General features: G+C 48.5%; 20 protein-coding genes. 18 read left to right on the plus strand and 2 right to left on the minus strand.

What is annotated here, in order from left to right:
* The first annotated feature begins 83 nt into the window (after positions 1-83).
* The 10 genes from ACFQ0N_RS02485 (at position 84) to ACFQ0N_RS02530 (ending at position 10,532) form a co-directional block, all read left to right on the plus strand.
* Complete coding sequence (locus ACFQ0N_RS02485; RefSeq protein WP_379322758.1) at positions 84-776, plus strand: response regulator transcription factor; 693 nt, start codon at positions 84-86, stop codon at positions 774-776.
* Positions 766-1,869, plus strand: coding sequence for a sensor histidine kinase (locus ACFQ0N_RS02490; RefSeq protein WP_379322759.1), 1,104 nt, complete (start codon positions 766-768; stop codon positions 1,867-1,869). The genes ACFQ0N_RS02485 and ACFQ0N_RS02490 overlap by 11 nt, the downstream gene beginning before the upstream one ends.
* Positions 1,870-2,005: 136 nt before the next feature.
* Positions 2,006-2,986, plus strand: coding sequence for a D-alanyl-D-alanine carboxypeptidase family protein (locus ACFQ0N_RS02495; RefSeq protein WP_379322760.1), 981 nt, complete (start codon positions 2,006-2,008; stop codon positions 2,984-2,986).
* 513 nt (positions 2,987-3,499) lie between these two features.
* Positions 3,500-4,048: a GNAT family N-acetyltransferase gene (locus tag ACFQ0N_RS02500; RefSeq protein WP_379322761.1), complete on the plus strand. Its 549-nt coding sequence runs from the start codon at positions 3,500-3,502 to the stop codon at positions 4,046-4,048.
* Positions 4,049-4,187: 139 nt separating this feature from the next.
* A complete protein-coding gene (locus ACFQ0N_RS02505) occupies positions 4,188-4,751 on the plus strand; it encodes a nucleotidyltransferase family protein (protein ID WP_379322762.1) in 564 nt (187 codons plus the stop codon).
* A 436-nt stretch (positions 4,752-5,187) separates the two neighbouring features.
* Entirely contained in the window at positions 5,188-7,512 is a 2,325-nt protein-coding gene (locus tag ACFQ0N_RS02510; protein ID WP_379322990.1) for a xanthine dehydrogenase family protein molybdopterin-binding subunit, read from the plus strand.
* Complete coding sequence (locus tag ACFQ0N_RS02515) at positions 7,499-8,332, plus strand: FAD binding domain-containing protein (RefSeq protein ID WP_379322763.1); 834 nt, start codon at positions 7,499-7,501, stop codon at positions 8,330-8,332. Before ACFQ0N_RS02510 ends, ACFQ0N_RS02515 begins: the two co-directional genes overlap by 14 nt.
* Before the next feature lie 6 nt (positions 8,333-8,338).
* Positions 8,339-8,839, plus strand: a complete 501-nt coding sequence (locus ACFQ0N_RS02520; RefSeq protein WP_379322764.1) for a (2Fe-2S)-binding protein — start codon at positions 8,339-8,341, stop codon at positions 8,837-8,839.
* A gap of 21 nt (positions 8,840-8,860) precedes the next feature.
* On the plus strand, positions 8,861-9,907 hold the full coding sequence (locus tag ACFQ0N_RS02525) for an XdhC family protein (protein ID WP_379322991.1): 1,047 nt from the start codon (positions 8,861-8,863) through the stop codon (positions 9,905-9,907).
* Positions 9,894-10,532 (plus strand): nucleotidyltransferase family protein, encoded by a 639-nt coding sequence (locus tag ACFQ0N_RS02530; protein ID WP_379322765.1) that lies wholly within the window; start codon positions 9,894-9,896, stop codon positions 10,530-10,532. Before ACFQ0N_RS02525 ends, ACFQ0N_RS02530 begins: the two co-directional genes overlap by 14 nt.
* Here the strand turns inward: ACFQ0N_RS02530 and ACFQ0N_RS02535 are convergent.
* Positions 10,490-11,521: an FUSC family protein gene (locus tag ACFQ0N_RS02535; protein WP_379322766.1), complete on the minus strand. Its 1,032-nt coding sequence runs from the start codon at positions 11,519-11,521 to the stop codon at positions 10,490-10,492. The two genes, ACFQ0N_RS02530 and ACFQ0N_RS02535, sit on opposite strands and share 43 nt — an antisense overlap.
* Positions 11,522-11,698: 177 nt before the next feature.
* Positions 11,699-12,472 carry a class I SAM-dependent methyltransferase gene (locus ACFQ0N_RS02540; protein WP_379322767.1) on the minus strand — a complete coding sequence of 258 codons (774 nt, stop codon included), beginning with the start codon at positions 12,470-12,472 and terminating at the stop codon, positions 11,699-11,701.
* 239 nt (positions 12,473-12,711) lie between these two features.
* Between ACFQ0N_RS02540 and ACFQ0N_RS02545 the strand changes: the two genes are divergently transcribed.
* From ACFQ0N_RS02545 to ACFQ0N_RS02580, 8 genes are all read left to right on the plus strand, one after another.
* Entirely contained in the window at positions 12,712-13,158 is a 447-nt protein-coding gene (locus ACFQ0N_RS02545; RefSeq protein ID WP_379322768.1) for a MarR family winged helix-turn-helix transcriptional regulator, read from the plus strand.
* Positions 13,159-13,222: 64 nt separating this feature from the next.
* Positions 13,223-15,511 carry an ATP-binding cassette domain-containing protein gene (locus ACFQ0N_RS02550; protein WP_379322769.1) on the plus strand — a complete coding sequence of 763 codons (2,289 nt, stop codon included), beginning with the start codon at positions 13,223-13,225 and terminating at the stop codon, positions 15,509-15,511.
* A 6-nt stretch (positions 15,512-15,517) separates the two neighbouring features.
* Positions 15,518-15,916: a DNA glycosylase AlkZ-like family protein gene (locus ACFQ0N_RS02555; protein WP_379322770.1), complete on the plus strand. Its 399-nt coding sequence runs from the start codon at positions 15,518-15,520 to the stop codon at positions 15,914-15,916.
* A gap of 246 nt (positions 15,917-16,162) precedes the next feature.
* Positions 16,163-17,167, plus strand: coding sequence for a LacI family DNA-binding transcriptional regulator (locus ACFQ0N_RS02560; protein ID WP_379322771.1), 1,005 nt, complete (start codon positions 16,163-16,165; stop codon positions 17,165-17,167).
* Positions 17,168-17,410: 243 nt separating this feature from the next.
* Positions 17,411-18,730 carry an ABC transporter substrate-binding protein gene (locus ACFQ0N_RS02565; protein ID WP_379322772.1) on the plus strand — a complete coding sequence of 440 codons (1,320 nt, stop codon included), beginning with the start codon at positions 17,411-17,413 and terminating at the stop codon, positions 18,728-18,730.
* Positions 18,731-18,767: 37 nt separating this feature from the next.
* Positions 18,768-19,664 carry a carbohydrate ABC transporter permease gene (locus ACFQ0N_RS02570; RefSeq protein WP_379322773.1) on the plus strand — a complete coding sequence of 299 codons (897 nt, stop codon included), beginning with the start codon at positions 18,768-18,770 and terminating at the stop codon, positions 19,662-19,664.
* The gene (locus ACFQ0N_RS02575) at positions 19,664-20,527 is read left to right on the plus strand and encodes a carbohydrate ABC transporter permease (RefSeq protein ID WP_379322774.1); all 864 of its coding nucleotides are present in this window, start codon (positions 19,664-19,666) and stop codon (positions 20,525-20,527) included. The genes ACFQ0N_RS02570 and ACFQ0N_RS02575 overlap by 1 nt, the downstream gene beginning before the upstream one ends.
* A gap of 27 nt (positions 20,528-20,554) precedes the next feature.
* Positions 20,555-23,599, plus strand: a complete 3,045-nt coding sequence (locus ACFQ0N_RS02580) for a glycosyl hydrolase (protein ID WP_379322775.1) — start codon at positions 20,555-20,557, stop codon at positions 23,597-23,599.
* The last annotated feature ends 67 nt before the right edge of the window (positions 23,600-23,666 follow it).

The following is a 23,666-nucleotide window of genomic DNA, read 5'->3' on the forward strand; positions in this document are numbered from 1 at the left end:
TTGATAAACTTTCTCATAGACAGACTCGTCTAAGTGGATGGTCCAGAGAATATTTAATCATATAAATGAAAAGGATGAGACTAATGAACCGCCATATATTGATCGTCGATGACGACCCGAAAATTGCACAATTGATTGAAATTTATTTAACAAATGAAGGCTATACGGTTACAAAGGCTAACGACGGTCTGGAAGCTTTGGAGATTATAGGCGAACAGCCGATCGATTTGGTCATTTTGGATATAATGATGCCGAGAATGGACGGTTTAAGCGTCTGTATGAAAATTCGCGAAACAAAAACGACCCCGATCCTGATGATCAGCGCCAAGGATGGAGATATGGACAAAATTACAGGTCTGATGACCGGAGCCGACGATTATATGGTTAAGCCCTTTAATCCGCTGGAGCTGGTAGCCAGAGTGAAATCGCTTATTCGGCGCGCCTATTTGAGCACACAGCCGCAGCAGCCCCAGGATAACATTATCCGGATTCAAGAGCTGGAAATTAATAAACAGACTCACTCGGTAACATTCGACGGCAGGGCGATCAAGCTGACGCCAATCGAGTTCGGTATTTTACATTTGCTGGCCAGCCATCCCGGGCGTGTGTTCAGCTCCGAAGAAATTTTTGAAATGATCTGGAAAGAAAAATATTATGACTCCAACAATTCTGTAATGGTGCATATGAGCCGTCTGCGGGAAAAGCTGGTGAAGGAAATGGATGGTGAAAAGCTGATTCATACTGTGTGGGGGGTCGGCTACAAAATTGAATCTTAGATGGGTGATACCGCTTTTTTGGAGTATCGTTTTTACGATCTCGATGATTTTTGTCTTTATTATTTTGGGGCGCTTCTTGTATTTCACCAATTTGATTGAGGTAAGTCCCAGCGATTTGTTTGTGTTTATTAACCGGACGATCGGCTATCCAACGATGTATATCGTTGCTGCGATCCCGGTATTTATCGCTTCCTTGCTTTATTTTCTCAAAAGGGACAAGCGGCTGCTGATGGAAAATTACACGCAGCGTGTTGCCGAGAATGTCCGCTTAATAGCCTCTGGCGATTTTAACCATAAGGTTCCGGTTGAACCGGTCGGCGAGCTGGGCGAGATTGCATCCAACATTAATCGTTTTGTCGATCAGCTTAACACGGCGATGGCGGAGGAGCGAAAAGCAGAGCAAACGAAAAATGAGTTGATCACCAACGTTTCTCATGATTTGCGTACACCGCTCACATCGATTACCGGCTATCTCGGGCTGATTGAACAGGATCTCTATCGCGATGAGGTTGAGCTGCGATATTATGTAACGCTTGCGTATGAGGAGTCCGAACGGATGAAACAGCTGATCCAGGATTTATTTGAATATACGCGGCTGCGCAACAATGAAATGAAGATCGAGCTGTCAAAAATCAATCTTGTGGAAATGCTGAATCAAATGTCCGAGCAGTTTCGCTTGCTGCTGGAGCAGGCCGATATCGAGCTGCGCATGTCCTTTGCAGAACCTCAGCTCAATATTATGGGCGACGGCAATAAATTGCGCCGCGTATTTGAAAACCTTGTCACTAATGCGATCAAATACGGGCATGACGGAAAATATATCGACATTGTCGGGCATAAGGCCAGCGGCGTGGTGGCAATCGATATCATCAATTATGGCGAGCCGATTCCGCAGTCAGCGCTGCCGCATATTTTCGAAAGATTTTACCGTGTAGAAAAATCGCGCGCCACCGATCGCGGCGGCTCCGGACTCGGGCTTGCCATAGCCAAGCAAATCGTTGAGGTGCATGGCGGCGCCATCGGAGCAACGAGCGATCCGGAACGCACTGTTTTTTCTGTGCGGATTCGGGAAATGGAAGCGGGCAAGCAGTAACGAAATTTGTCATCTTAAGGAATGTTTTGAAAATCGTTAACTTTTCGTAATCTTTTCTTATCGGATCAGTAAAAGCTGTTGTCCATAATGGGATTATCAGCAATTTACGGTTCGGTTAAGAAAGGAGCTGTTTCAAATGATGAAATCAGCTATCGTGAAGAAAACGTTAATAACGGCCGCCGTAACGGTAGTGGCGGCAACAGTCGTCTCCGAATGGAGTACACTGCAAGCAAAAGCGCCGCGTGTAATCGCTAAAATATCAGATGCAGTACGTACAAATAATTATCCGGATGTAGGCTCTCTTCATGGCGAGGCTGCCATTCTTATCGATGAACGTACAGGGAAGCCTTTGTTTGTGAAAAATGAACGCAAACGGCTGTATCCTGCGAGCACGACGAAAATGTTAACGGCATTAATTGCTTTAGAAAAAGCGGACACTAATGAAATCGTGACTGTCGGCGACGAGGTTATGCAGCAGCAATCCGATGAAAGCTCGGCTGGACTCGTTCCGGGACAGCAGCTATCCTTGTACGATCTGATCGCAGCTATGATGCTGCCGTCCGGCAATGACGCCGCGCGTACCGTTGCCCGCTTTATCGCAGAAAAGGAGACGGGGCAGCTGCTAACTCCTGACGAAAGCATGAAGATTTTTGCCGGAATGATGAATGAACGGGCAAAGGAGCTTGGGGCTACTGAATCGCATTTTGTCAACTCGCACGGACTGCATGATCCCGATCATTATACAACGGCGGCCGATTTGGCGCTCATTGCGCGCAAAGCGAGAAAAAACAGCGTTTTACGTGAAATTGTGAATGAGAGTGAGCACCATATCCAGGACGTATCCGATCAAGCCGTTGCGGCCAACGCGGACGAGCAAATCTACGTGAACCGGAATAAACTGCTGCAGCCCTCCAGCGGCTACTATTTTAGCGGTGCCAACGGGATGAAGACAGGCTACACAAGTGCAGCCGGCTATTGTCTGGTCGCCTCGGCCAAACGGGGAGACCGCGGCTATATTGCAGTAATTTTGAAATCGTCCTCTGCGGATGTTTGGCTGGATGCGACCAAGCTGCTGCAGTACGGTTTCGACAATCAGCAAAATGACGGCTATCTATAAAAGGCCTTGGCCAGTAACTCAAGCTGCCGCTTGGGATCTCGGCCATGGCCTTTTTGCGTACATGCAGACGACCGAAAGGAGAAAAAGTCCGGAATCCGAAGTGCAAGGGCGGAATTTGTGGCTGTCCCGAGGGTTGTGACACCCATCTGGCGCATAAACGACCGCTAACGGAAGTCACGGCCGCTATTTTCGAAAATTTGACCGCTCTGAAACTGTAACGGAACTGAGCGCCGCTATTTGATGGTAATTAGCACGATTTCGCAAGAAAACGGCCAGTTAAGGTCGCGCACATCCGTTAGATTTCAAAAAGGGGAATTATTGATGAAATAACGTCTGTCGCTTCCGTAAGATGAAACCGATTTGCTGCTTGCCCCCTTTGGGACTAAGTCCCCCTGACCTTCTCTGCCCGCGATGCACAAGTTGGAAGATGATGGTATACTTAAGGGTAAAGACGAACATTATTGGCTGCATAGCAACGCCTGACAACACATTTAATTGATGGGAGGGAGACGGATGCTCTTATTTCGGCACCAAGAAATCGGCCTTCGCACACTCGAGGCTGAAGATGCACACTTGCTTGCCAAATGGTTATCCGATCCTGCTGTGCTGGAGTATTACGAGGGCCGCGACCGGGTGCATAATTTAGAAATGGTGCTGGACAGCTTTTTTGGAGAACCGGACGGAGAGACCCGTTGTATTATCCAATATAAACAGCAGGATATCGGCTATTTGCAGTTTTATCCTGTAGAGGACGAGGTGCTGGAGAATTACGGTTATGAGCAGTTTGAAGGTAAGGTATATGGGATGGATCAATTCATTGGAGAAACCGTCTATTGGAATCGCGGGATCGGTACTAATCTGTTGAAAGAGACTGTAAATTATTTGACGGCCACCAAAGGCGTCGATAAAATTGTGATGGATCCCCAGGCATGGAACACGAGGGCGCTAAAGGCATATGAGAAAGTTGGCTTTGTTAAGAAAAAACTGCTAGCGAAGCATGAATGGCATGAGGGCGCGTATCGTGATTGCTGGCTGATTGAATATGAGAGGAAAGAAACATAGAGAAGCAGAACAAAAAAACGACTATAAGACAACGGACCGCTATATTTTGATGAAGATGAAATCCAGGAAAGTGCTTGTAAGCTCTAATGATGCACAAGAGATCATTGCCTACATAAACAAATGAGAGGGCGCGTCCATTTTGGAAGAAAAGCTGATTGCGATAATGAAGGAAAATATGTTTTTGGAGCGCGATCTGCAGCTCGTTCAACAATTGGGGCTGCCGAACTGGTGTATCGCCGCCGGGTATGTGCGGAATTTCGTGTGGGATTATTTGGCTGGAAATCCGCAGCGCTCCCCAATGAATGATGTAGATGTTTTGTATTATGACAGCAATGATCTTGACGAGACAAGGGAGAAGGAATATGAAGCCAGACTAATCCGCTTATGGCCGGAGTACGACTGGTCGGTCAAGAATCAGGCTCGGATGCATTTGCGAAATGATGAGCCTCCATATGAATCAGTAGAAGATGCTATGAAGCATTGGCCGGAGACGGCGACAGCAGTCGGGATTACACTAGATGAGAAGCAGCAGCTTAAAGTTATTGCTCCGTTTGGTTTGGATGACTTGTTCGCCATGATTATTCGCAGAAGTCCGTTTTTTGCCGATCGCGACTATTTTTGTGCACGAATCCAACGCAAAGGATGGCTCAAGTTGTGGCCTCAGGTGCGCTTAATCGATAGCGCGGCGGCTGTCCAATCATAGTGGTACTGCTTGGAAGGGGCACGCAAATCGCGATAGCTCAAAAGGGATCGAGGGCGTAAGGACAGCATGGTTGCGGCTGTAAAGGAAAAGAGAACTTTGAATCGAAGGAGTTGCCCCCGAGGGCAGCTCCTTTTACATTTATTACATAATTTACAAGTATGTATTCGATTTTTCATACAGATTTATCGATTTCCCCTTCTTTACGCAAAATGTATATGAAAATTCATACACATTTTGGAGATCACAGAAGTTTTCAATTTAAAGATTGAGAAGGAAACATGCTGATGATTTCTCAATACGGCTAATAACTGCAGGGGGAGGTCGATTCAATGGGGGTTGACGAATAATTAAAAATAATACGGACAAATAGTCCTGTATATATATAGGCTATGGAGAAGTCGAGTAAATAGGCAATCCAAAAAAGGAGGGGGCAAAGATTGAATATGGGGTTGGAAAAAACGTTCCCAGAAAGGAAATATGGGAGAAAGTCACAGGGATAACCAAATATATAAATGATACCTCACAACCGGATCTTTTACATGCCAAAATAGCGATCAGCCCCCACGCTCACGCAAACATAAAATCAATTGACACTTCGGAAGCCATGAAAATACCGGGTGTAAGGGCGGTCATAACAGGAGAATACTTCCCGGTTTTGGGCGGGTCTCCACTAGCAGACCGGCCGCCGATCGCAATTGACAAAGTAAGATATTATGGCGAGCCGATCGCCCTTGTTGTCGCGGAACAAGAATATATTGCCGAGATGGCCGTTCTCCAAATCAAAGCAGATTACGAACCTTTACCCGTCGTTCACTCTCCAAGTGAAGCATTGCAAAAAGATGCTCCGCTCATTCATGAGCATCTAGGCGAATATAAACGGCATGAAGACGTTTACCCGGAGCCGGGAACGAATATTGCAAACCGGACAAAAATACGTAAAGGGAATATGGAAGAAGGATGGAAGAATAGCGATCATACCATTGAAGTCCAGGTCACTTTACCGCAATCAGATCATGCGGCGATGGAAATGCGATGCAGTACGGCACAGATTTTACCCGACGGAAAAGCGATCATCCATTCCGCTTCACAATCACCCTATATTATCCGCAGGGTCATTAGCCAATCATTTCAAATTCCGCTGCACAAAGTCATCGTCCATACGCCGCTGGTCGGAGGGAGTTTTGGCGGGAAGGCTGCGATTCAGATAGAAATTCTTGCTTTTTTGGCTTCAAGTGCCGTTGGTGGAAAAGCTGTAAAATTAGCTAACTCCAGGGAGGTGGACATGATCTCATCCCCTGTCCATATTGGATTGGATGCCAGAATCAAACTTGGCTGTACGTATGAAGGGAAACTGATGGCTGCCGAAATTCTCCATCTGTTTGACGGCGGAGCGTATTCGGACCGGGGTCCGGTCATGAGCCGGGCGGGAGCTGTCGATTGCACCGGCCCGTATCGCATTGATAACGTTCATTGTGATTCTTTATGCATGTACACCAATCATCCCTATTCCACTTCTTTTCGCGGGTTCGGCCATCCGGAATTGACATTCGCTATAGAAAGGGCGATGGATCTATTGGCGAAACGGGTGGGCATGGATCCTTTGGAGTTTCGTTTTTATAACGCGATAGGACCGGGGGATACGTCCCCGACACAAACCTTATTAAATAGGAGCAATCTCGGCGATTTGCCTATGTGCATTGCAAAATTGAAAACATTAATCGATTGGGATGAGCAGCCCCAACCTGAAATCGACGGCCATCTCGTCAGGGCTAAGGGAGTGTGCTGTTTCTGGAAAACTTCAAATACCCCGACAGATGCCGGGGCGGGAGCTGTTATTCTATTTAATCCCGACGGAAGCATTAATCTGCTTTGCGGTGCAGTTGAAATCGGTCAAGGCACGAGGACGGCGCTTACTCAACTATTGGCCGAGCGGTTGCGAATGGATGATCGGTTGATACATATTTCCATGGAAGTCAATACAGAAACCGATCCCCAGCATTGGAAAACGGTGGCGAGCCGCAGCACTTTTCTGGTCGGCAATGCGATTCTGAATGCGGCTGACGATGCCATCGAACAGTTAAAAGATATCGCTTCAATTGTGCTGCAATGTTTGCCGGCTGATCTGGATGTCGGAGGAGGGAAGGTTTTCTGTAAAGATCGCCCCGAACGCGGGATAGAGATCGAAAAAATCGCCAACGGATACAAATTTCCGAATGGGAATACGATCGGCGGCCAAATTATCGGACGCGGGAACTATTCGATGCGTAATTTAACACCACTCGATCCTGAAACCGGTAAAGGAAATCCCGGACCGGAGTGGACGGTCGGCGCACAGGCGGTAGAAGTGGAATTGAATACTAAAGAATACACGTACAAAATCGTTAAAGCGGCGACGGTCATCGATGCCGGCAAGGTGATCAATCCGGAATTCGCCCGCGGCCAAATCACAGGCGGTATGAGTATAGGCCTAAGTCTGGCTAGCCGTGAGGCATTTTTATTCAATGAGAAAGGGGTCATCATAAATACGCAATTTCGAACCTATAAATTAATTCGTTATGGAGAACAGCCCGAGTACTTCGTTGATTTCGTCGAGACGCCTCATTTGGAAGCGCCTTACGGATTGCGCGGAATCGGTGAGCATGGCTTGATCGGCATGCCCGCGGCATTGGCGAATAGCCTGACCATCGCTGCCGGAGTAGAGCTTAATCATTTGCCTCTGACACCCGAGATGATCTGGAGGACGATCCATGATTCCGTTTGACTTTGAATATTACAAACCTTCTTCAGTTCAGACGGCTGTTGAATTATTTCAGTTTCTGCAAAAAAACGGGAAGAAGCCGATTTATTACTCCGGAGGGACGGAAATCATCACATGGGCTCGAACTAACGCTATTCAACCTGGAGCTGTTATCGACTTGAAGTCCATACCGGAGTGCAACGTAATGGAGATGCAGGAGGATAAGCTGATTATCGGAGCTTGTGTCACGTTATCGGTTTTAGCGGCGGCGAACCCGTTCCCGCTGCTCAGTGAAACGGCACAGGGAGCCGCAGACCAAACAACCCGGAATAAAATTACGCTCGGAGGAAACATTTGCGGCAAAATTATTTACAGAGAAGCCGTGCTCCCGCTTCTGCTGGCAGACAGTCGTATGGTCATAGCAGGAATACATGGGATAAGAGAGACGTCCATTCATAATGTCTTCTCGCAACAATTGCGATTGGAGAATGGAGAATTTCTTATACAAATCGTGACAGACCGGAGTTATATATCGTTGCCGTTCGTTCATTACAAAAAACGGCAGATTGGCTATATCGGTTACCCTCTTGTAACATTAGCCGCGCTTAAAAAAGAGAATCGGATTCACACCGCATACAGCGGCGTTTGCTCATTCCCTTTTCGATCGATTGAAATCGATCAGGCGCTGAACGACTCCTCGCTGCCGCTCACGGCAAGAATTGATCAGGCGATCAGCAAACTTCCTGCTCCAATCCTGGATAATGCGGAAGGATCCGCCTCTTTCCGGAAATTTGTGCTCAAACATACGATGGCTGACGCGGTACAGCTGTTGGAAAGCAGGTGAAGAAGCGTGTCCTCCTTCGATACCGCTAATTATCCGGTTGAATTCCAAGTTAATGGCGAGACACGATCAGTTCGGGTAAGGGCTGCTGATATATTGTTATATACACTTCGGGACAAACTTGGACTAACGGGAAGCAAGTCCGGTTGCGATAACGGAGACTGCGGCACCTGTACGATATTGGTGAACGGCCTTCCAATCAAATCATGTCTTATGCTTACCGTGGAAGCCGTTGGAAAGCAAATCGTAACGATCGAAGGCTTGATGAACTCGCGGGTACAGGATGCCTTTGTTCAGTATCAGTCACTACAATGCGGCTACTGTACGCCCGGTTTTATTGTGAACTGTCAGGGATTGCTGAATGTTCATCCGCAAGCGGATGAAGAAACAATTCGAGTATGGCTGGAATCCAACATTTGCCGTTGTACGTCTTATGAAGAGATTCACAATGCAGTGAAGGACCTCTTTGCGCCGAAAAATGATGGGAAACCACTATCCTCTGGGAGTTGAGGAGGGGCTAGTTTGGAAGACATGCATCGTATTTTGGAAACCGTTCAACTTACCGGCTTAAGAAGCGTGCTTGCGACAATTATTCATGTGGAAGGGAGCGCTTACCGTAAAGAAGGAACATCCATGCTGTTTCTTGAAGATGGCTCACAAATAGGGATATTAAGCGCTGGCTGTCTGGAAGCTGATCTTTCGGCCTGCGTGCCGGATATTTTGGAAACCGGCGTCGCCCGCAGCTTTATATTCGATCTGCAATCATCGGATCCGCTATCCTGGGGGGAAGAATCGGGTTGTGGCGGTGTTATTCATGTCACGATGGAGCCGGTAAATGCTGATCTTGCAGATCATTTATGTACATTGAAGCACTACTTGGATCAACAAACCGAGGTCATGCTCATTAAGAGATTCGGCCCGGATCGGTCTGTTATCGATTATGGTTTCTTGACTGGAGACCGGCACCTATTCGGGGAGTGGAGGGGAGAATTACCGCAAGCTGTATTTGATTCGGTATCATCCGGGCCGTTACGGAGGAGCGGCATGAAGTTTCTCTCATCCATGCAATCGGAAGTTTTCATTCATACCTATCGCCCCAAACCGCGTCTGATGATATTCGGTGCGGGACCGGACGCCAGACCGCTGGCCGGACTCGCGGCAACCACCGGTTTTTCCGTCATCGTCGCCGATTGGAGGCCCGCATATTGCGATCGGAGTTATTTTCCGGATGCGGACTCTATTTTGCTCGGGTTCCCGGAGGAAACAACAAAGATGATTCATTATTCACCTTACGATTATGCGGTTATCATGACTCACAATTTTAGGAGGGATCAGCAACTGGTTCGGCTTCTTTCTGAGCGGCAGCTTTGTTACCTTGGCATTTTGGGATCGAAAAAAAGAACGGAACGTTTACTACAAGAGCAGCCGGTTTCGATGAAAATTCATTCTCCCGTGGGACTTGCGATTGGTGCAGAGGGGCCGGAGGAAATCGCGGTGAGCATTCTCGCGGAAATAATATATACGTACAGAAAAAACAGAACCGGTAGGCAAGAAGTCGTTACCTATGAAACGGAATAATATTGTGGGCATCTATCTAGCGGCAGGCCAAAGTACCCGAATGGGTTCGGATAAACTTCGGCTGCCCTTAGGTCCTATGAACTTGGGGAATTATGCGCTGGCCGCGGCTTTGAGCTCCAAACTGGATTATGTTTGGGTAATCGTAAACGACGCTGCGGCAGATTGGATAGATAAAGCATTGTACCAGGACCCGCTCAAACGGAAATGGTCCGCTATCTCCTGCCCTGAATCGCATTTGGGGCAAGCGCACTCCCTGCGATGCGGCGTAGAGGCTGCACTTGTGGCAGAAGCGACAGCCGTGATGATTTTACTGGCGGATCAGCCATTAATTACAAAGGAGATGATCAATGAACTGCTTCTATGTTTTCAAACGCATCGGGTGAAGAGCGGCATTGGTTTCGCAGCCTCGCGTTATGAGGGTCTGGCAAGACCGCCAGTTATTTTTGATCGCCGAATGTTTCCTGATCTCCTGCAATTGCAAAACGATCAGGGAGCCAGACAACTTATTCGAAAGGAAAGCTTGGGAATTTGCATCGATTTCCCGATTGCTGACCTGTTCATGGATGTGGATACTGCTGAAGACTACTGGACTTTATTGGACAAAGCCGCATTTTGGAAATCTTGAACGACTTGTTCGGCATTCATAAATAACGCAAGCGGGTACTGATAGTTCTTTATATTGGCAGGCGCTTTTATTTGCGGGGCCGGTCCATTGGCAACCGAACTGAATGTCCCCGGATCATCCAACACACTTTTCCATTCCTTTACAAGCTTCGCCAACGTATTCAAATGACCGGCCCAAACGGTTTGATCTTCTTTCACAAAATTGCCGCTTTCGGACCATTTCGTAAGAACGCGTATGATATCGGCAAGATTGGCATAGCCGGATCGAAGTTTGTGCATTTGCTGGGTGTATTCGTTCAAGGTGCTGCGTTTTTTTTGACCTAGCGGATTGTAGCGCAAACTTTGCTCCGCTTTGTTCAGCTCGGTAGTCGCTTGATGAATCTCCTGGAACAAGGTTTGCAATCCGGTTTGCAATGTTGGAGCGCCGCTTGGGGAGCAGCCTTCTTGTACCCAAATCGCCGTTTTTGTAAAATGAGCGGAAAGATGGTCCGCAAAATGGACCATCTTTTTTTTGGCTTTGTTGACCGAATCAGGAGGGAAGATCAAGATATGGATCAGTATGGCAACGATAGCGCCGATAACGGTATCGCGTATCCGATCAAGGGGATAGCTCGGCATCTTGCTTTGAAAGTACATCACCATTAAAATGCTGAGCGCAATCTGGATCATGATAGCATGTTCCAATTTCAGCCACATTACGATTAGAGCTCCGACAAGAAGGAGGAGTCCTATGCTCCAGCCATTTAAACCAATATAAGGTGCTATTGATGCAGTGAACAGGACGCCGGCAACTGTCCCTAGGATGCGCTGCCAGGCAAATTTCAGGGACTTGTCAACTGTTAATTGGATCGATAAAATAACCGTCAAGGGAGCCAAGTAAGGATGTTTGGATCCAGCCCACTCCGCAAGTTCCCATGACAGTGCTGCCGCTAATGGGGTTTTCCATATAACCCCTTTGTATTTGATAAAATCCATTATTTTATTAAGCATTTTGTTAGGCTCCATTCTACCGTTTGGGTTCCGTCAACAACCAGCTTGCCAATTAAAAAGGAAATGATTCGCTCTCGCTCATGAACTTCCTTTTCCAGGTAGTATGCCTCACATGAATTTCAATTATAACTTCGCCGAAGCGTAATAAACGTTGATGAATTAGTCCAGATTGAAGTTCTAATATTTTCGAGCGGTCAGAATAGGCTGGTAATAGCCTGTAGCCGCGGGGAAATGCCACTCAATTTCTGTGAGTCCAGCTGCGCTTAATGCGATATTCAGCTCTTCGCGCAGTAAGGCTCTATACTCGGTTTTATAATGTTTCGTTGTCCACTCCCCGTTCATTTCCTGTACAATAAATTGGTTTACTGAATAGGATTTCCCGTCTGCTGCCCAATCCCAAAATTGAAACACCACTCGCTTTCCCTCATCGAAAAGCCGAGGCTGTGTGACTGACGGGTGTTCTTTTGCCAGCGCATCGTAATCTCTTATTGTCACTAACAGCAAACCATTCTGGTTGAGTTTGGCATGGAAATTTTGACAGGCGAGATAAAGTTCTGAGTCAGTGAGAAGATGAGGGATGGCGTTATCTGCGGATAAGACGACATCAAACAAACCCGCTACATCTTGATCCAATGAACGAAAATCAGCTACTCCAAATTTTATATTTAAGCCGTAAGCATGCGCCTCTTTTTCGGCTCGTTGTACAGACTCAGCACTGATGTCAGTTGCGCTAACGTTATACCCCCGCTGGGCCAGTCCGATAGCTTGTGTGCCGATGCCGCACGAGCAGTCCAAAAGGGAAAGGCGATCAGCGGCGGAAGCTGGAAACTTGGATTGGATGACTGTGTCAAGAGTCTCTCCCTGCCTAGATATCACCTGATGCCAGTCTGCAAATATGAGGTGATAGTTCTCTGCAAGCTCATCATAAAAAGCCATTGTCGATTCGTTCATCTTTTTCACTCCAATCCTTTTAAGTGATCCGTTGACATTTCTGCGTCGTATCCAGGCACTTCATTGCTCAAATCATAAAATAAGAGGGATTTATTGTAAAGCAATTCGTGTCTTAATTAAGGTTTCTTTTGTATTCTGCTTGGAGGACCTTCGACTTTCGGTTATAATAGTTGTAATTCGGAAACTAAATTGCTATGCTTACACATACAGCATTATTTGATGAAAGGGGAGGATGATACATGCAGACCTCTCAACCAAGCGAACTGGAGAACGCATTGTCACATTTGCAATGCGCGCTGGTCGCCAGACGAACGCGAATCAACCCGGAACAGATTACTTGGGCCCAATACGATGTGCTGGAGATTTTGCGCCTCCGCGGTCCGATGCTGCCTTCGGTCATAAGCGAGACGCTGGGGATCTCGCGTCCCACTGCATCTAAAATTCTCCGGGCGTTAAAGGACAAGCAGTTTATCGAACAAAAAGCACATGGGGAGGACCGGCGGGAACAGATGACTTCATTAGCGGAAAAAGGAAGAGAGTTTCTGATCTACACGGCAAAAAGCCGTCACGAAGCTGCGGCATTGGCAGCCTCGGTTCTTACTCCCGGCGAGCAGAGCATTTTTGCCGAATTGTGCCTGAAGGTAGCGACAGCTCTTAGTAGTACTCAGACTAAAGCAGAAGTGTAATATAGTTTCCTAAAGGGAATTAATTTTATTTAAATACCATCCAGAAAAGGGGAGAGGCACAACAATGACGCGTAGCAGGTATGCACCTGACAGTCGGCGCGATATGATCCATGTCGCTGGCGCAAGGGAAAATAACCTGAAGAACGTTTCAGTGAGTATTCCAAAGGAACAGATCACGGTTTTTACAGGTGTATCAGGCTCTGGCAAATCATCGCTGGTCTTCGATACAATCGGGGCAGAGTCGCAACGGCAGCTAAACGAAACGTTCACCAGTTTTGTCCGCCATCGCCTTCCTCATTATGGACAGCCTGATGTAGATTCGCTGGAGAACCTGTCTGTAGCGATCGTCGTTGATCAAAAGCGGATTGGCGGAAATGCCAGGTCTACAGTGGGAACCGTTACCGACATTTATTCCTTGCTTCGACTGCTGTACTCTCGGATTGGCAAGCCTTTTGTCGGATATTCTGATGTTTTTTCCTTTAACAATCTTCAAGGGATGTGCCCAAAGTGTGAAGGGTTGGGGACGACAATAACCGTTCAGTTGGATCAGTTATTTGATCGGGAGAAGTCGCTGAATGAAGGAGCGATCCAGTTTCCTACTTTCCGGCCTGGAGAATTTCGCTGGAAACGTTACGTCTGCACAGGACTGTTCGACAATGACAAAAAGCTGAAGGATTATACGGATGATGAGTGGGATACGCTCTTGTACAAAACAGGTTTTAAGCCTCCCAATCCTACCGACGGATGGCCGCAGACTTCAAAATATGAGGGTGTAATCCCCAGAATAGAACGTTCGTTTCTCAGCAAAGAATCGCGGGATACAGCGCTCTATAAAACGGAGATCGATCGCGTGGCGGCAAGAGGTGTCTGTCCGTTATGCAAAGGTGCCAGACTTAATCAGGAAGTATTGAGCTGCAAGATCAATGGCTACAACATAGCAGATTGCACAACGATGCAAGTAAGTGATCTTATCGATGTCATTCGTGAGATTGAAGCTCCTGCTGCTGCTACAGTAGTTGCAGCCGTCAGCGAACGGCTGGAGCACCTCGTTTCTATCGGGTTGGGTTACCTCAGTCTTAACAGAGAAACCTCTACACTTTCCGGGGGTGAATCCCAGCGGGTTAAAAAGGTGCGCCATCTCGGCAGCAGCTTAACCGGTATCACTTACATTTTTGATGAACCGAGCATCGGACTCCACCCTCACGATGTGCATCGGCTCAACACGCTAATCAAGCGTCTTTGCGACAAAGGAAATACCGTGCTTGTTGTCGAGCATGATCCGGATGTGATTGCAATTGCCGACCATATCATTGATCTGGGTCCGAAAGCTGGCTCTCAGGGCGGTGAGATCGTTTACGAAGGAGACCTGGCAGGTTTGGCGGCATCCGGTACACTGACGGGAAAATATCTTAACCGCCGGCCTAGGCTCAAAACGGTACCGAGACAAGCGATTGGTTCGCTTGCCATTGAGCACGCAACGCTGCATAACCTTAAAAATGTTAGCGTGCGCATCCCGCGCGGAGTGATGACCGTTGTCACCGGTGTTGCCGGTTCAGGGAAAAGCACACTAATTAACAAAATGCTGCCCCTGCACTACCCGGAAGCTGTCTTTATCGATCAGGGAGCCATCCAAGGATCAAAACGTTCCAACCCCGCTACCTACACTGGTATGTTTGATCGGATTCGTGAGCTGTTCGCTCAAGAGAACCGGGTCAGCGCCTCTCTTTTCAGTTTCAATTCAAATGGTGCGTGCCCGGAATGCAAAGGCCTTGGCATTACGTATACCGACCTGGCTTTCATGGACCCGATCGTCAGCATTTGTGAAGCATGTGGAGGTCAGAGATTTACCGACGAAGTTCTTGGATTTACTCTGGATGGCAAAACGATAAGTGAAGTTTTAAATCTAAGTGTTGCGGATGCGGGAGCTTTCTTTCGAGATGAGGCAATTCAGTCCATTCTGAGACGGCTAAAAGATGTCGGTCTTGATTATATTACGCTTGGGCAGCCGCTTAACACACTCTCAGGCGGCGAAAGACAGCGCCTCAAACTCGCCGCTGAGCTGGAAAACAGCGGCCAAATCTACGTATTCGATGAACCGACCACCGGGCTGCACATGTCCGATGTCGATGGCCTGATTGCCCTGATAAACCGGCTTGTTGACAATGGCAGCACAGTCATCGTTATCGAACATAATCTTGATGTGATCAGTCAAGCCGATTGGATCATCGATATGGGGCCAGGAGCGGGACACGCCGGAGGTAGAGTCGTCTTTGAGGGAATTCCGGAAGAGCTGATTAAAAGCCAGGATTCGGTAACAGCGCGTTATGTTAAAAAATATGTACAGCTAAATTGAGGGGAGTTGGTCACATTTCGGAATGTACGGGGGGATGAATTATTTGATCTGCCCGATGCTCCGCGGCCAGATGGCGATACGCCAACTGCCCCCCAATTTCTCGGCGAATTTGACAATATTCTTTTGTCCTATGCGGACCGTAGCAGAATCATCAATGAGGTGTATCGCAAACGGGTATTCACAGTGAATGGGATCATCCGATCGACGATACTCATCGACGGTTTTGTCGCTGGAACTTGGAAAATAATGCATGAACGGGGGAAAGCTGTTTTGAGCATTGACCCGTTTATTAGATTCTCCAACCAAGAGAGCGACGCTTTAGCCATTGAGGGGGCACGTCTGCTTCATTTCGCAGCATCCGAAGCTCATTCCCATGACATTATTATTAATCCGCTGATGTGTTGAGTAGAAGCATCTGCCCGATTTACAGACAAGTAACGCTGGCACTTCAAAAAAGCCGAGCAGGGAGCAATATTTGAGCCCTGACTCGGCTTTTTTCACAGGGATGAGCATTTCCGGCATTTCGACGGCGCTTCGTCCCGGGGCGTTTTTTCCGTCTTCTCGTGACTGCAAGTCAAGAAATGCTTGCACTTAATGTGAGGACGTGGTATTTTGATGGGAAATCACTTAAACGGTTTAGGAGTTGTTAAGTTGACGACGATTCGCGATGTTGCTAAAGAAGCCGGGGTGTCGATTGCTTCTGTATCTTTTGCGATCAATGGCACGGGATCGATCTCGGATGAAACAAGAAAAAAAATATTGGATGTTGTGGAGAAGCTCAACTACCGTCCGAATGCGGCTGCAAAAGGGCTGGTATCCGGCAAAGTGAAAACGATCGGTCTAATTATGCCTCAACCGGGCACTGATTTTTTCGCATTCGCAGATTCGGAAATTTTGGAGGGGATCGGAATTACGGCCAGTACGATGGGGTTCAACGTCCTGCTTTCCTGGGAGAAGGATCAGGGGAAGTCCGGTATATGGGATTTGATTCATGAAGGACTCGTAAGAGGACTAACCTTCCTGCTGCCTTCGAACGATCTGGCTACTTATCGCAAGCTGAATGACATGAATTTTCCTTTTGTGCTGATGAGCAGGCCCCCGGAAGGTATCAATTGCAACTGGGTTGATGTCGACAATATGGATGCTGCCTATCAGGCTACGCTTGCCTTTATCAGGGCAGGCCATAAACGGATTGCATTTGTTTCCCCAGGTCCGGTTGAATATCTGGTCAGCAAGGATCGCCTTGCCGGCTATCGTCTTGCTCTGACGAATCATGGTTTGGCTTATGATCCTTCCTGTGTATATGAGTCAAACGGCAATATGGAGCAGGGAAAAGATGCTTTTGAACAGTTTATGAAGCTGGATGACCCTCCGACGGCTGTTTTGGCCGGTGCCAATATGCTCGCTTTGGGTATTCTTGAAGCAGCCGGAGACGCCGGCATCCAGAATATCGCGCTCATTACGTTCGATAATTCAGAGCTTGCCAAAAGCTATAACATCTCAGCGATTGATATACCGCGCGGAATTATTGCACGTGAAGCGACAAATGTTTTATTACGGAAAATCGCGCAAACGACCCGTACGGAACCGGACTCCGTTGTGATCCCTTCGGAAATTGTCTACCGTCAAACGTTTCAGCCAGCTGATCGCGTCTGAGCATGTTTGAATCGAAGCCTGTTTTTATTGAATGCGGGAGCTGCATTCAATAAAAACAGGCTTTTTAATCATTTACAAAAGAAGCTTACTCCGCCGTGTGTTTTTTTCTGAGGGAAGAAGGGAACGTCATCAGACAATTTCTTGTCTTGACATAAGAAAGGGCATTCAACTATAATCATTTTAACTTAAACGTTTTATTTAAACGTTTATTTCAAGGCTTACTTAAAAAGGGAGGAAACAAAGATGACAGACTGGCTCAGGAAATCGTTATCGCTTCTTACCGCTGCCATGTTGGTAACAGGTTTGGCGGCATGTGGAGGAGAGAACAAGCAATCAGACAACGGCAAGGGAGAGGCAGGACAAGGAGAGAAGGTTGAACTGCGGGTTGGCGTAATGGACAGCCCGGGCGAGTCGGAAAATGTGGAAGCGGTTGCGAAAGTATTCATGGAAAAAAACAAAAATGTAACGGTAAAGGTTGAACCGATTATCGGCGATTTCCGAGCAAAAATATTGGCTCAAGCCGCTTCTGGCGATTTGCCTGATGTCGTATGGCTGGCAGACGCCTGGGTCAGAGAATTTGCCAATGCCGGAGTGCTTGCTTCTCTTGATGGCTATATGGACGAGTCGGGTGTTGATCGTAACGATATCAATCAGGCCATGCTCGGCCTTGGCAAAGTGGATGATAAGCAGTATATGCTGCCGCGTGACTACAATCACATGGTCACTTTTGTCAATAAAACGATGCTGGAGCAAGAGGGTTTAAGCGTTCCCGAGAACGGCTGGTCATGGGATGATTTTATGAAAAATTATGCAGAGAAGCTGACGAAGAAAGACGGGGCGGGCAAGACGACACAGTTTGCCTTGGATGCTCTGTCGATCTGGCCGCCGATCTGGTCGGCATTTGCGCTGGGACATGGCGGGGAATATGCGAATATCAGCAACAAAAAGCTTACATTTTCCGATGAGAAGGTAACGGCTGGTTTGAAGGATCTGTACGATGGCATTAAAAGCGGATATATTACGGATCCGAACGGCCAGTACCCGGAAAATATGTTCAATGCGGGGAAAGCAGCCTTCCGGTTTGGCGTGAAGCCAACTACGGCAGAAATCAATGAAGCTGCCAAAGCGAAAGGCTTTGATTGGGAAGTCGTTACTTTTCCTAAGCTGCCTAGCGCACATGTCGTAGGCGGAGGCACAAGCGGCTATGGTGTATTTGCAAAATCGAAGCATCTGGAAGAGGCGGGGGCATTCGTCTCGATGTTTGTAACGCCAGAAGGCCAGAAAGCATTCGGTACAACGGGCAACTCGGTTCCGGTGCTGAAATCGCTTGCGGACGACACGACATGGCGGAACAATCCGGTTGAGGGCAAAAACATGGACGCGTTTATTTTGTATCCGGAGGCGGATGTACTCTCGATTATTGATACCCAGCTTCCGATTGAGTTGATTCAAGATACGAACAACGGTGTTGTCGATGCGATGAATAAATATTTGCTCGGCAAGGCCTCGCTTGAAGATGCGATGCAAAGTCTGGACGAAAAAATCAATTCGAAATGGAAGTAGCATGTAGCTGCTCCCTTTGAAAAGTGGTGAGGGTGCGATGAAAAGGAAATTTTTGACCAGGGACCGCCGTGAGGCGCTGGACGGATTTTTATTCATATCTCCGGTTGTGCTGGGCATTTTGCTGTTTACTGCATGGCCGGTTCTGCAATCCTTCTATAACAGTTTTACGAAATTCAATGTACTGTCACCTGCCGTCTGGGTGGGATTGGACAATTATCGGGACATGTTAGGGGACGAGGATTTCTGGCATTCATTGTCGATCACGGCGATCTATACCGTGTTTTCGGTACCGCTTGGGCTGATTGGCGGTTTTTTGCTGGCCTTGCTGCTGAAAAGAGAAGTCAAGGGTGTAGGCCTGTTTCGCACGGTATTTTATTTGCCGGTCGTCGTTCCAGTTGTGGCAGCCGGTATTTTGTGGAAGCAGCTGTTTAGTCCGACCTTCGGATTTGCCAATGAGCTGCTCCAATGGATCGGACTGGAGCCGTATAGCTGGTTTTCGCGTCCGGAGTCGGTCATGCCCTCTCTAATCATTATGGGGCTGTGGCAATGCGGCGGTGCCATGATTATTTGGCTGGCCGGCTTCAACGGCGTGCCCGCGCATTTGTATGAAGCGGCTATTGTCGATGGAGCCTCGCCGTTTCGGCGTTTTTGGCAAATAACGATCCCGATGGTAACGCCCGTCATCTTCTTCAACCTCGTCATGGGTCTGATCGGGGCACTGCAAGTCTTCGGTCAAGTGATGGTCACGACGGCCGGTGGGCCGTTAAACGCCAGCAATTTCTTCATGCTGCTGATCTATAACAAGGCGTTTGCCTCCTTGCAAATGGGGTATGCGTCGGCACTGGCATGGATTTTGTTTGCCATCATTCTGGTATTGACGGTACTGGTCTTCAAAACAAGCAAGTCCTGGGTTTATTACGAAGGAGACAGATAATGATGGGATCGATTCGAGCGAGCCGATGGTTATCTACTGTCGGACAATATGCGATGATGAGCTGTCTGGCGGTTGTGTTTTTGTTTCCGCTGGTGTGGATGGCCGGAAAAAGTCTGATGGGACTGAACGATTTGTATAGTATCCCGCCTAAACTATTCCCCGGTCAGCTTCACTTTGAAGCCTATTGGCAAATATGGAGCATTCGCCCGTTCCATTTATATTTGAAAAATACATTGCTGGTCGTTGTGCTTTCTGTTGTGGGGGCGACATTTTCTTCAGCATTTTGTGCATTTGGTTTCGCCAGACTGCGTTTTCCGTTCAAAAATACAATTTTTGGCGTTGTTCTGTCCACCATTATGCTTCCTGGTGCCGTTACGATGATTCCACTTTATGTGTTATTCAGTAAATTAGGCTGGGTCAATACGATCTTCCCGCTCGTTATTCCGTTATTTTTTGGCGGAGGGGCATTCAATATTTTTTTACTCCGGCAATTTTTTGCCACAATTCCGAAAGATTTCGACGAGGCGGCACGCATTGACGGCGCCGGATCGTGGTCAATTTTTTGGCGGCTGGCGCTTCCGCTTTGCTATCCTGCTTTGACTGTGGTCGCGGTTTACTCCTTTATGGGGGCATGGAATGACTTTATGGGGCCGATGATTTATTTGAGCAAACAGGAGTCGTTTACACTTGCTTTGGGACTGTATGGTTTGTCGCCGGGCGGGGTTGGCGTAGCCAATATTGTCAACACGGCACAGTTAATGGCCGCTTGTACGATCGCTGTTATCCCGGTTATCCTCGTATTCCTGCTTGCCCAGCGGAAACTGATTTCCGGCACAGTCATTTCATCGGGATTAAAAGGATAGTTCATTGTCCGGTAAGGGGGAGCCACTGTGGATAGAGATCTGTTTATGAAACCGCCGGCTGAATACCGTCCGATCATCTTCTGGTCATGGAATGGGGAGCTTGATCCGAAGCGGATGAAGCGGCAAATCAGGGAGATGCACGCTGCAGGGCTGGGCGGTTTTTTCATGCATGCCCGGGATGGTCTGAAAGTGCCGTATATGAAGGAAGCATGGTTCGAACGGATAAAGCTGTGTGTAACGGAAGCGAAGCGCTATGGCATGGAAGCATGGATTTACGATGAAAACGGCTGGCCAAGCGGCTTTGCCGGGGGTGAAGTGCCCAAGCAATCCCAGAGCTTCAGAGCCAAGGCGCTGGTTATGAAGCCGATATTGTCGAGAGGCGGCGGAGATTGTATAGGCGGTTTAGATGATGGAAACGGCATAGACGGTCTTGACGATGGCGAGTATCGGCTGCTGACGGAAGTGGAGCATGCCGGGGGCCATAGCGGCATATACGAATGGGTGCAGCCGCTTGGTCACCCCCGCTTTGAGGGTGCGTCTTATGTCGACTTGCTGCATCCTGGTACAACGAAAGCCTTTCTGGACAGTACGCATAATCGGTACGAAAGGGAAGCGGGCGGCGATTTCGGCGCTGCGATCCCCGGGATTTTCAGCGACGAGCCTTGTGCGCTACTGTGGCTCAATCGTGAGGAGCCGGCACTCCCTTGGACAGACAGCCTGCCATCGCATTTCCTGGAGCGATACGGCTATTCGCTAATGGACCGCTTGCCTGCCTTGTTTGTTGATACGGAAGATAGCCGGCAAGTACGTTACGACTTTTGGAAGCTGGTTGTCGAACTGCTGGCGGTTCGTTTCAGCAAGCCCATTTATGACTGGTGCGAGCAGAGGGGGCTCAAGTTTACCGGGCATTATATGGCGGAGGACCGGCTGTCCCACACGATGGACTGGATAGGCGACCTGATGCCGCATTATGAGTATATGCATATTCCCGGCATGGATCATCTCGGACGGGAACTGCACCGTCATTGCGATAATTCGTCGCCTGAAAGTCGGCCGTTTACGACTGTGATGGCAGCCAAACAAGTGACCAGTGCCGCGCATCAAATGGGCAAAACAAGGGCGCTATCCGAATTGTTTGCCTGTGCCGGCCAAGGCTTCGATCCCGAATTGCAGAAACAAATGACAGACTGGCATTTGATTCATGGCATCAATTTCTTCACCCCGCATCTGTTACCTTATACGCTGGAAGGCAACGGGAAGCGCGATTATCCGCCGACGATAGGGCCTCAACAGCCATGGTGGGAATATACCGCAGGCTTGACAGACTATCAGGCAAGAATCAGCTATGCGCTAACAAGAGGGGAGCGGCTGACAGATACGCTGCTTATCCATCCCGTCGAATCGGCCTGGGAGTGTTATGCGCCATTGCAAACTGTGGAGGTTGACAGGATCAACGACCAGTTGGAGCAGCTTTGCTTGCAACTGCTTGACGATCACGCGGAGTTTGATTTTGGCAATGAGCATCTGCTGGAGAAGTACGGTTTTGTGGAGAAGGGGCGGATACGAATGGGTAACGGTTCTTATCGTACCGCCATTATTCCCTGCTGCAGCCGTTTGCGGTCCTCTACGCTGGCTTTGCTGCAGCAGCTCCATGATCAGGGCGGCCGGATTATCGCTTGGAACGCCGAGTCCTATCATAAACTTGCACAGCGTTATCCGGTGCTGCGGTCGATGAACATTCGTCTTGCTGATGTCAATCATAGCCGATGCGCAGACACCGGCGGTATCGCGGCGGGATTAAGCGGGCTTGCTGGTCTTAGCGATGATGAAATCGCCATGGCGGCGGGGGGCGGCACGGAATGCGTCTGGATGCATCGCAGACGGGATCATGACAGCCTCATTTGTTTTTTGGCGAATCTGTCCTTGACAGAAGAAGTCGAATGTACATTTTCCTTCCATGGGCGCTGTAATATGGAAATTTGGGATGGAGAGACGGGAAATATAATGTCCCTTCCGGCTGTGTACGTCGGGGAACGGACCGTTGTTGACTGGTCCTTTTCACCCGGAGAATCATTGCTTCTGCGCGCGTATCTTCAGCAGGATAACAGCACAGGCAGTGACAGCCTTTTGCATGCTTCGCACACGAATGTTAGATACGACCGGAAAGTAATCTGTAGCATCGCAGCGGAAATGAAGCTGACGGAAGCGGAGTACAATGCCGTTGTATTGGATCGTTTCCGCTTGCAGGAACCGGGTGGAAACGGTTGGGGGGAGACGCTGACGGTCAGCCGTCTCCGCACATCCACAGTGCCTTGGACAGGCCCGGTTCGTTTAAGCACTGCCATCGCAATAGACGTGGAAAGCATACATGAGCCTATATATGTTGCGACGGAACGTTCACCGAGGATGGCCGTCTATTGGGACGGCATTCGTTTAGCTGTCTCCGAAACGGAGTGGCTCCATTCCGAATGGCTCTTTTATCAAGTCCCTGTGGAATTGCTGGCAACAGGGATCCATCAGGTGGAGTTGGAGCTCGCGGCCGGCGAACAACTCTCTTCATTGGAAAATGCCATACTGGTGGGCCATTTTCTGGTCAGCATCGGCACGACTCCGGCGATTCGGAACCGGGACGCAAGATTGCTTAATGCTGCGGACTTTATCGAGAGCGGATTTCCTTTCTTCGCCGGCAAATTGAAGCTTTCCTGTTCAGTTGATCTTCCGGAAATGGAAGGCGAAGTTGTGCGGTGGAAGCTGCGGCTGGTCAACCCGGCATTGTCGGCTGCCCGTCCGATTTGGGACGGAAAACCTCTTGTTCCGCGGCTATGGGGGCCTTGGGAGTGGGAAATTCCCGCTCCGTCAGGCAAAGATCCGATGCAGCTGGAGTGGGAAGTAACCAATACGCTGCGCAATTTACTTGGCCCTCACTATGTACCGGATGATGATCGCATTGTTTTTCTGGGTCCCGAGCATTTCTCCAAAGAGGAGACGGATCAGTACGTACTGGAGCCTTTTCGTTTGGGGGAAGCGCAGCTCGTTGCCTATATCCGGGATACAGATAAAGGGGGTGATTAAACGGCAGCTCATGGTAAGATGAAAGGACTAAGAGAGGTTGTTAAAAGTAAAGAGGTACATCAATTGC

Origin of the sequence: Paenibacillus sp. GCM10027626 (assembly GCF_042676285.1) — a bacterium.
Classification (GTDB): Bacteria; Bacillota; Bacilli; order Paenibacillales; family Paenibacillaceae; genus Paenibacillus_Z.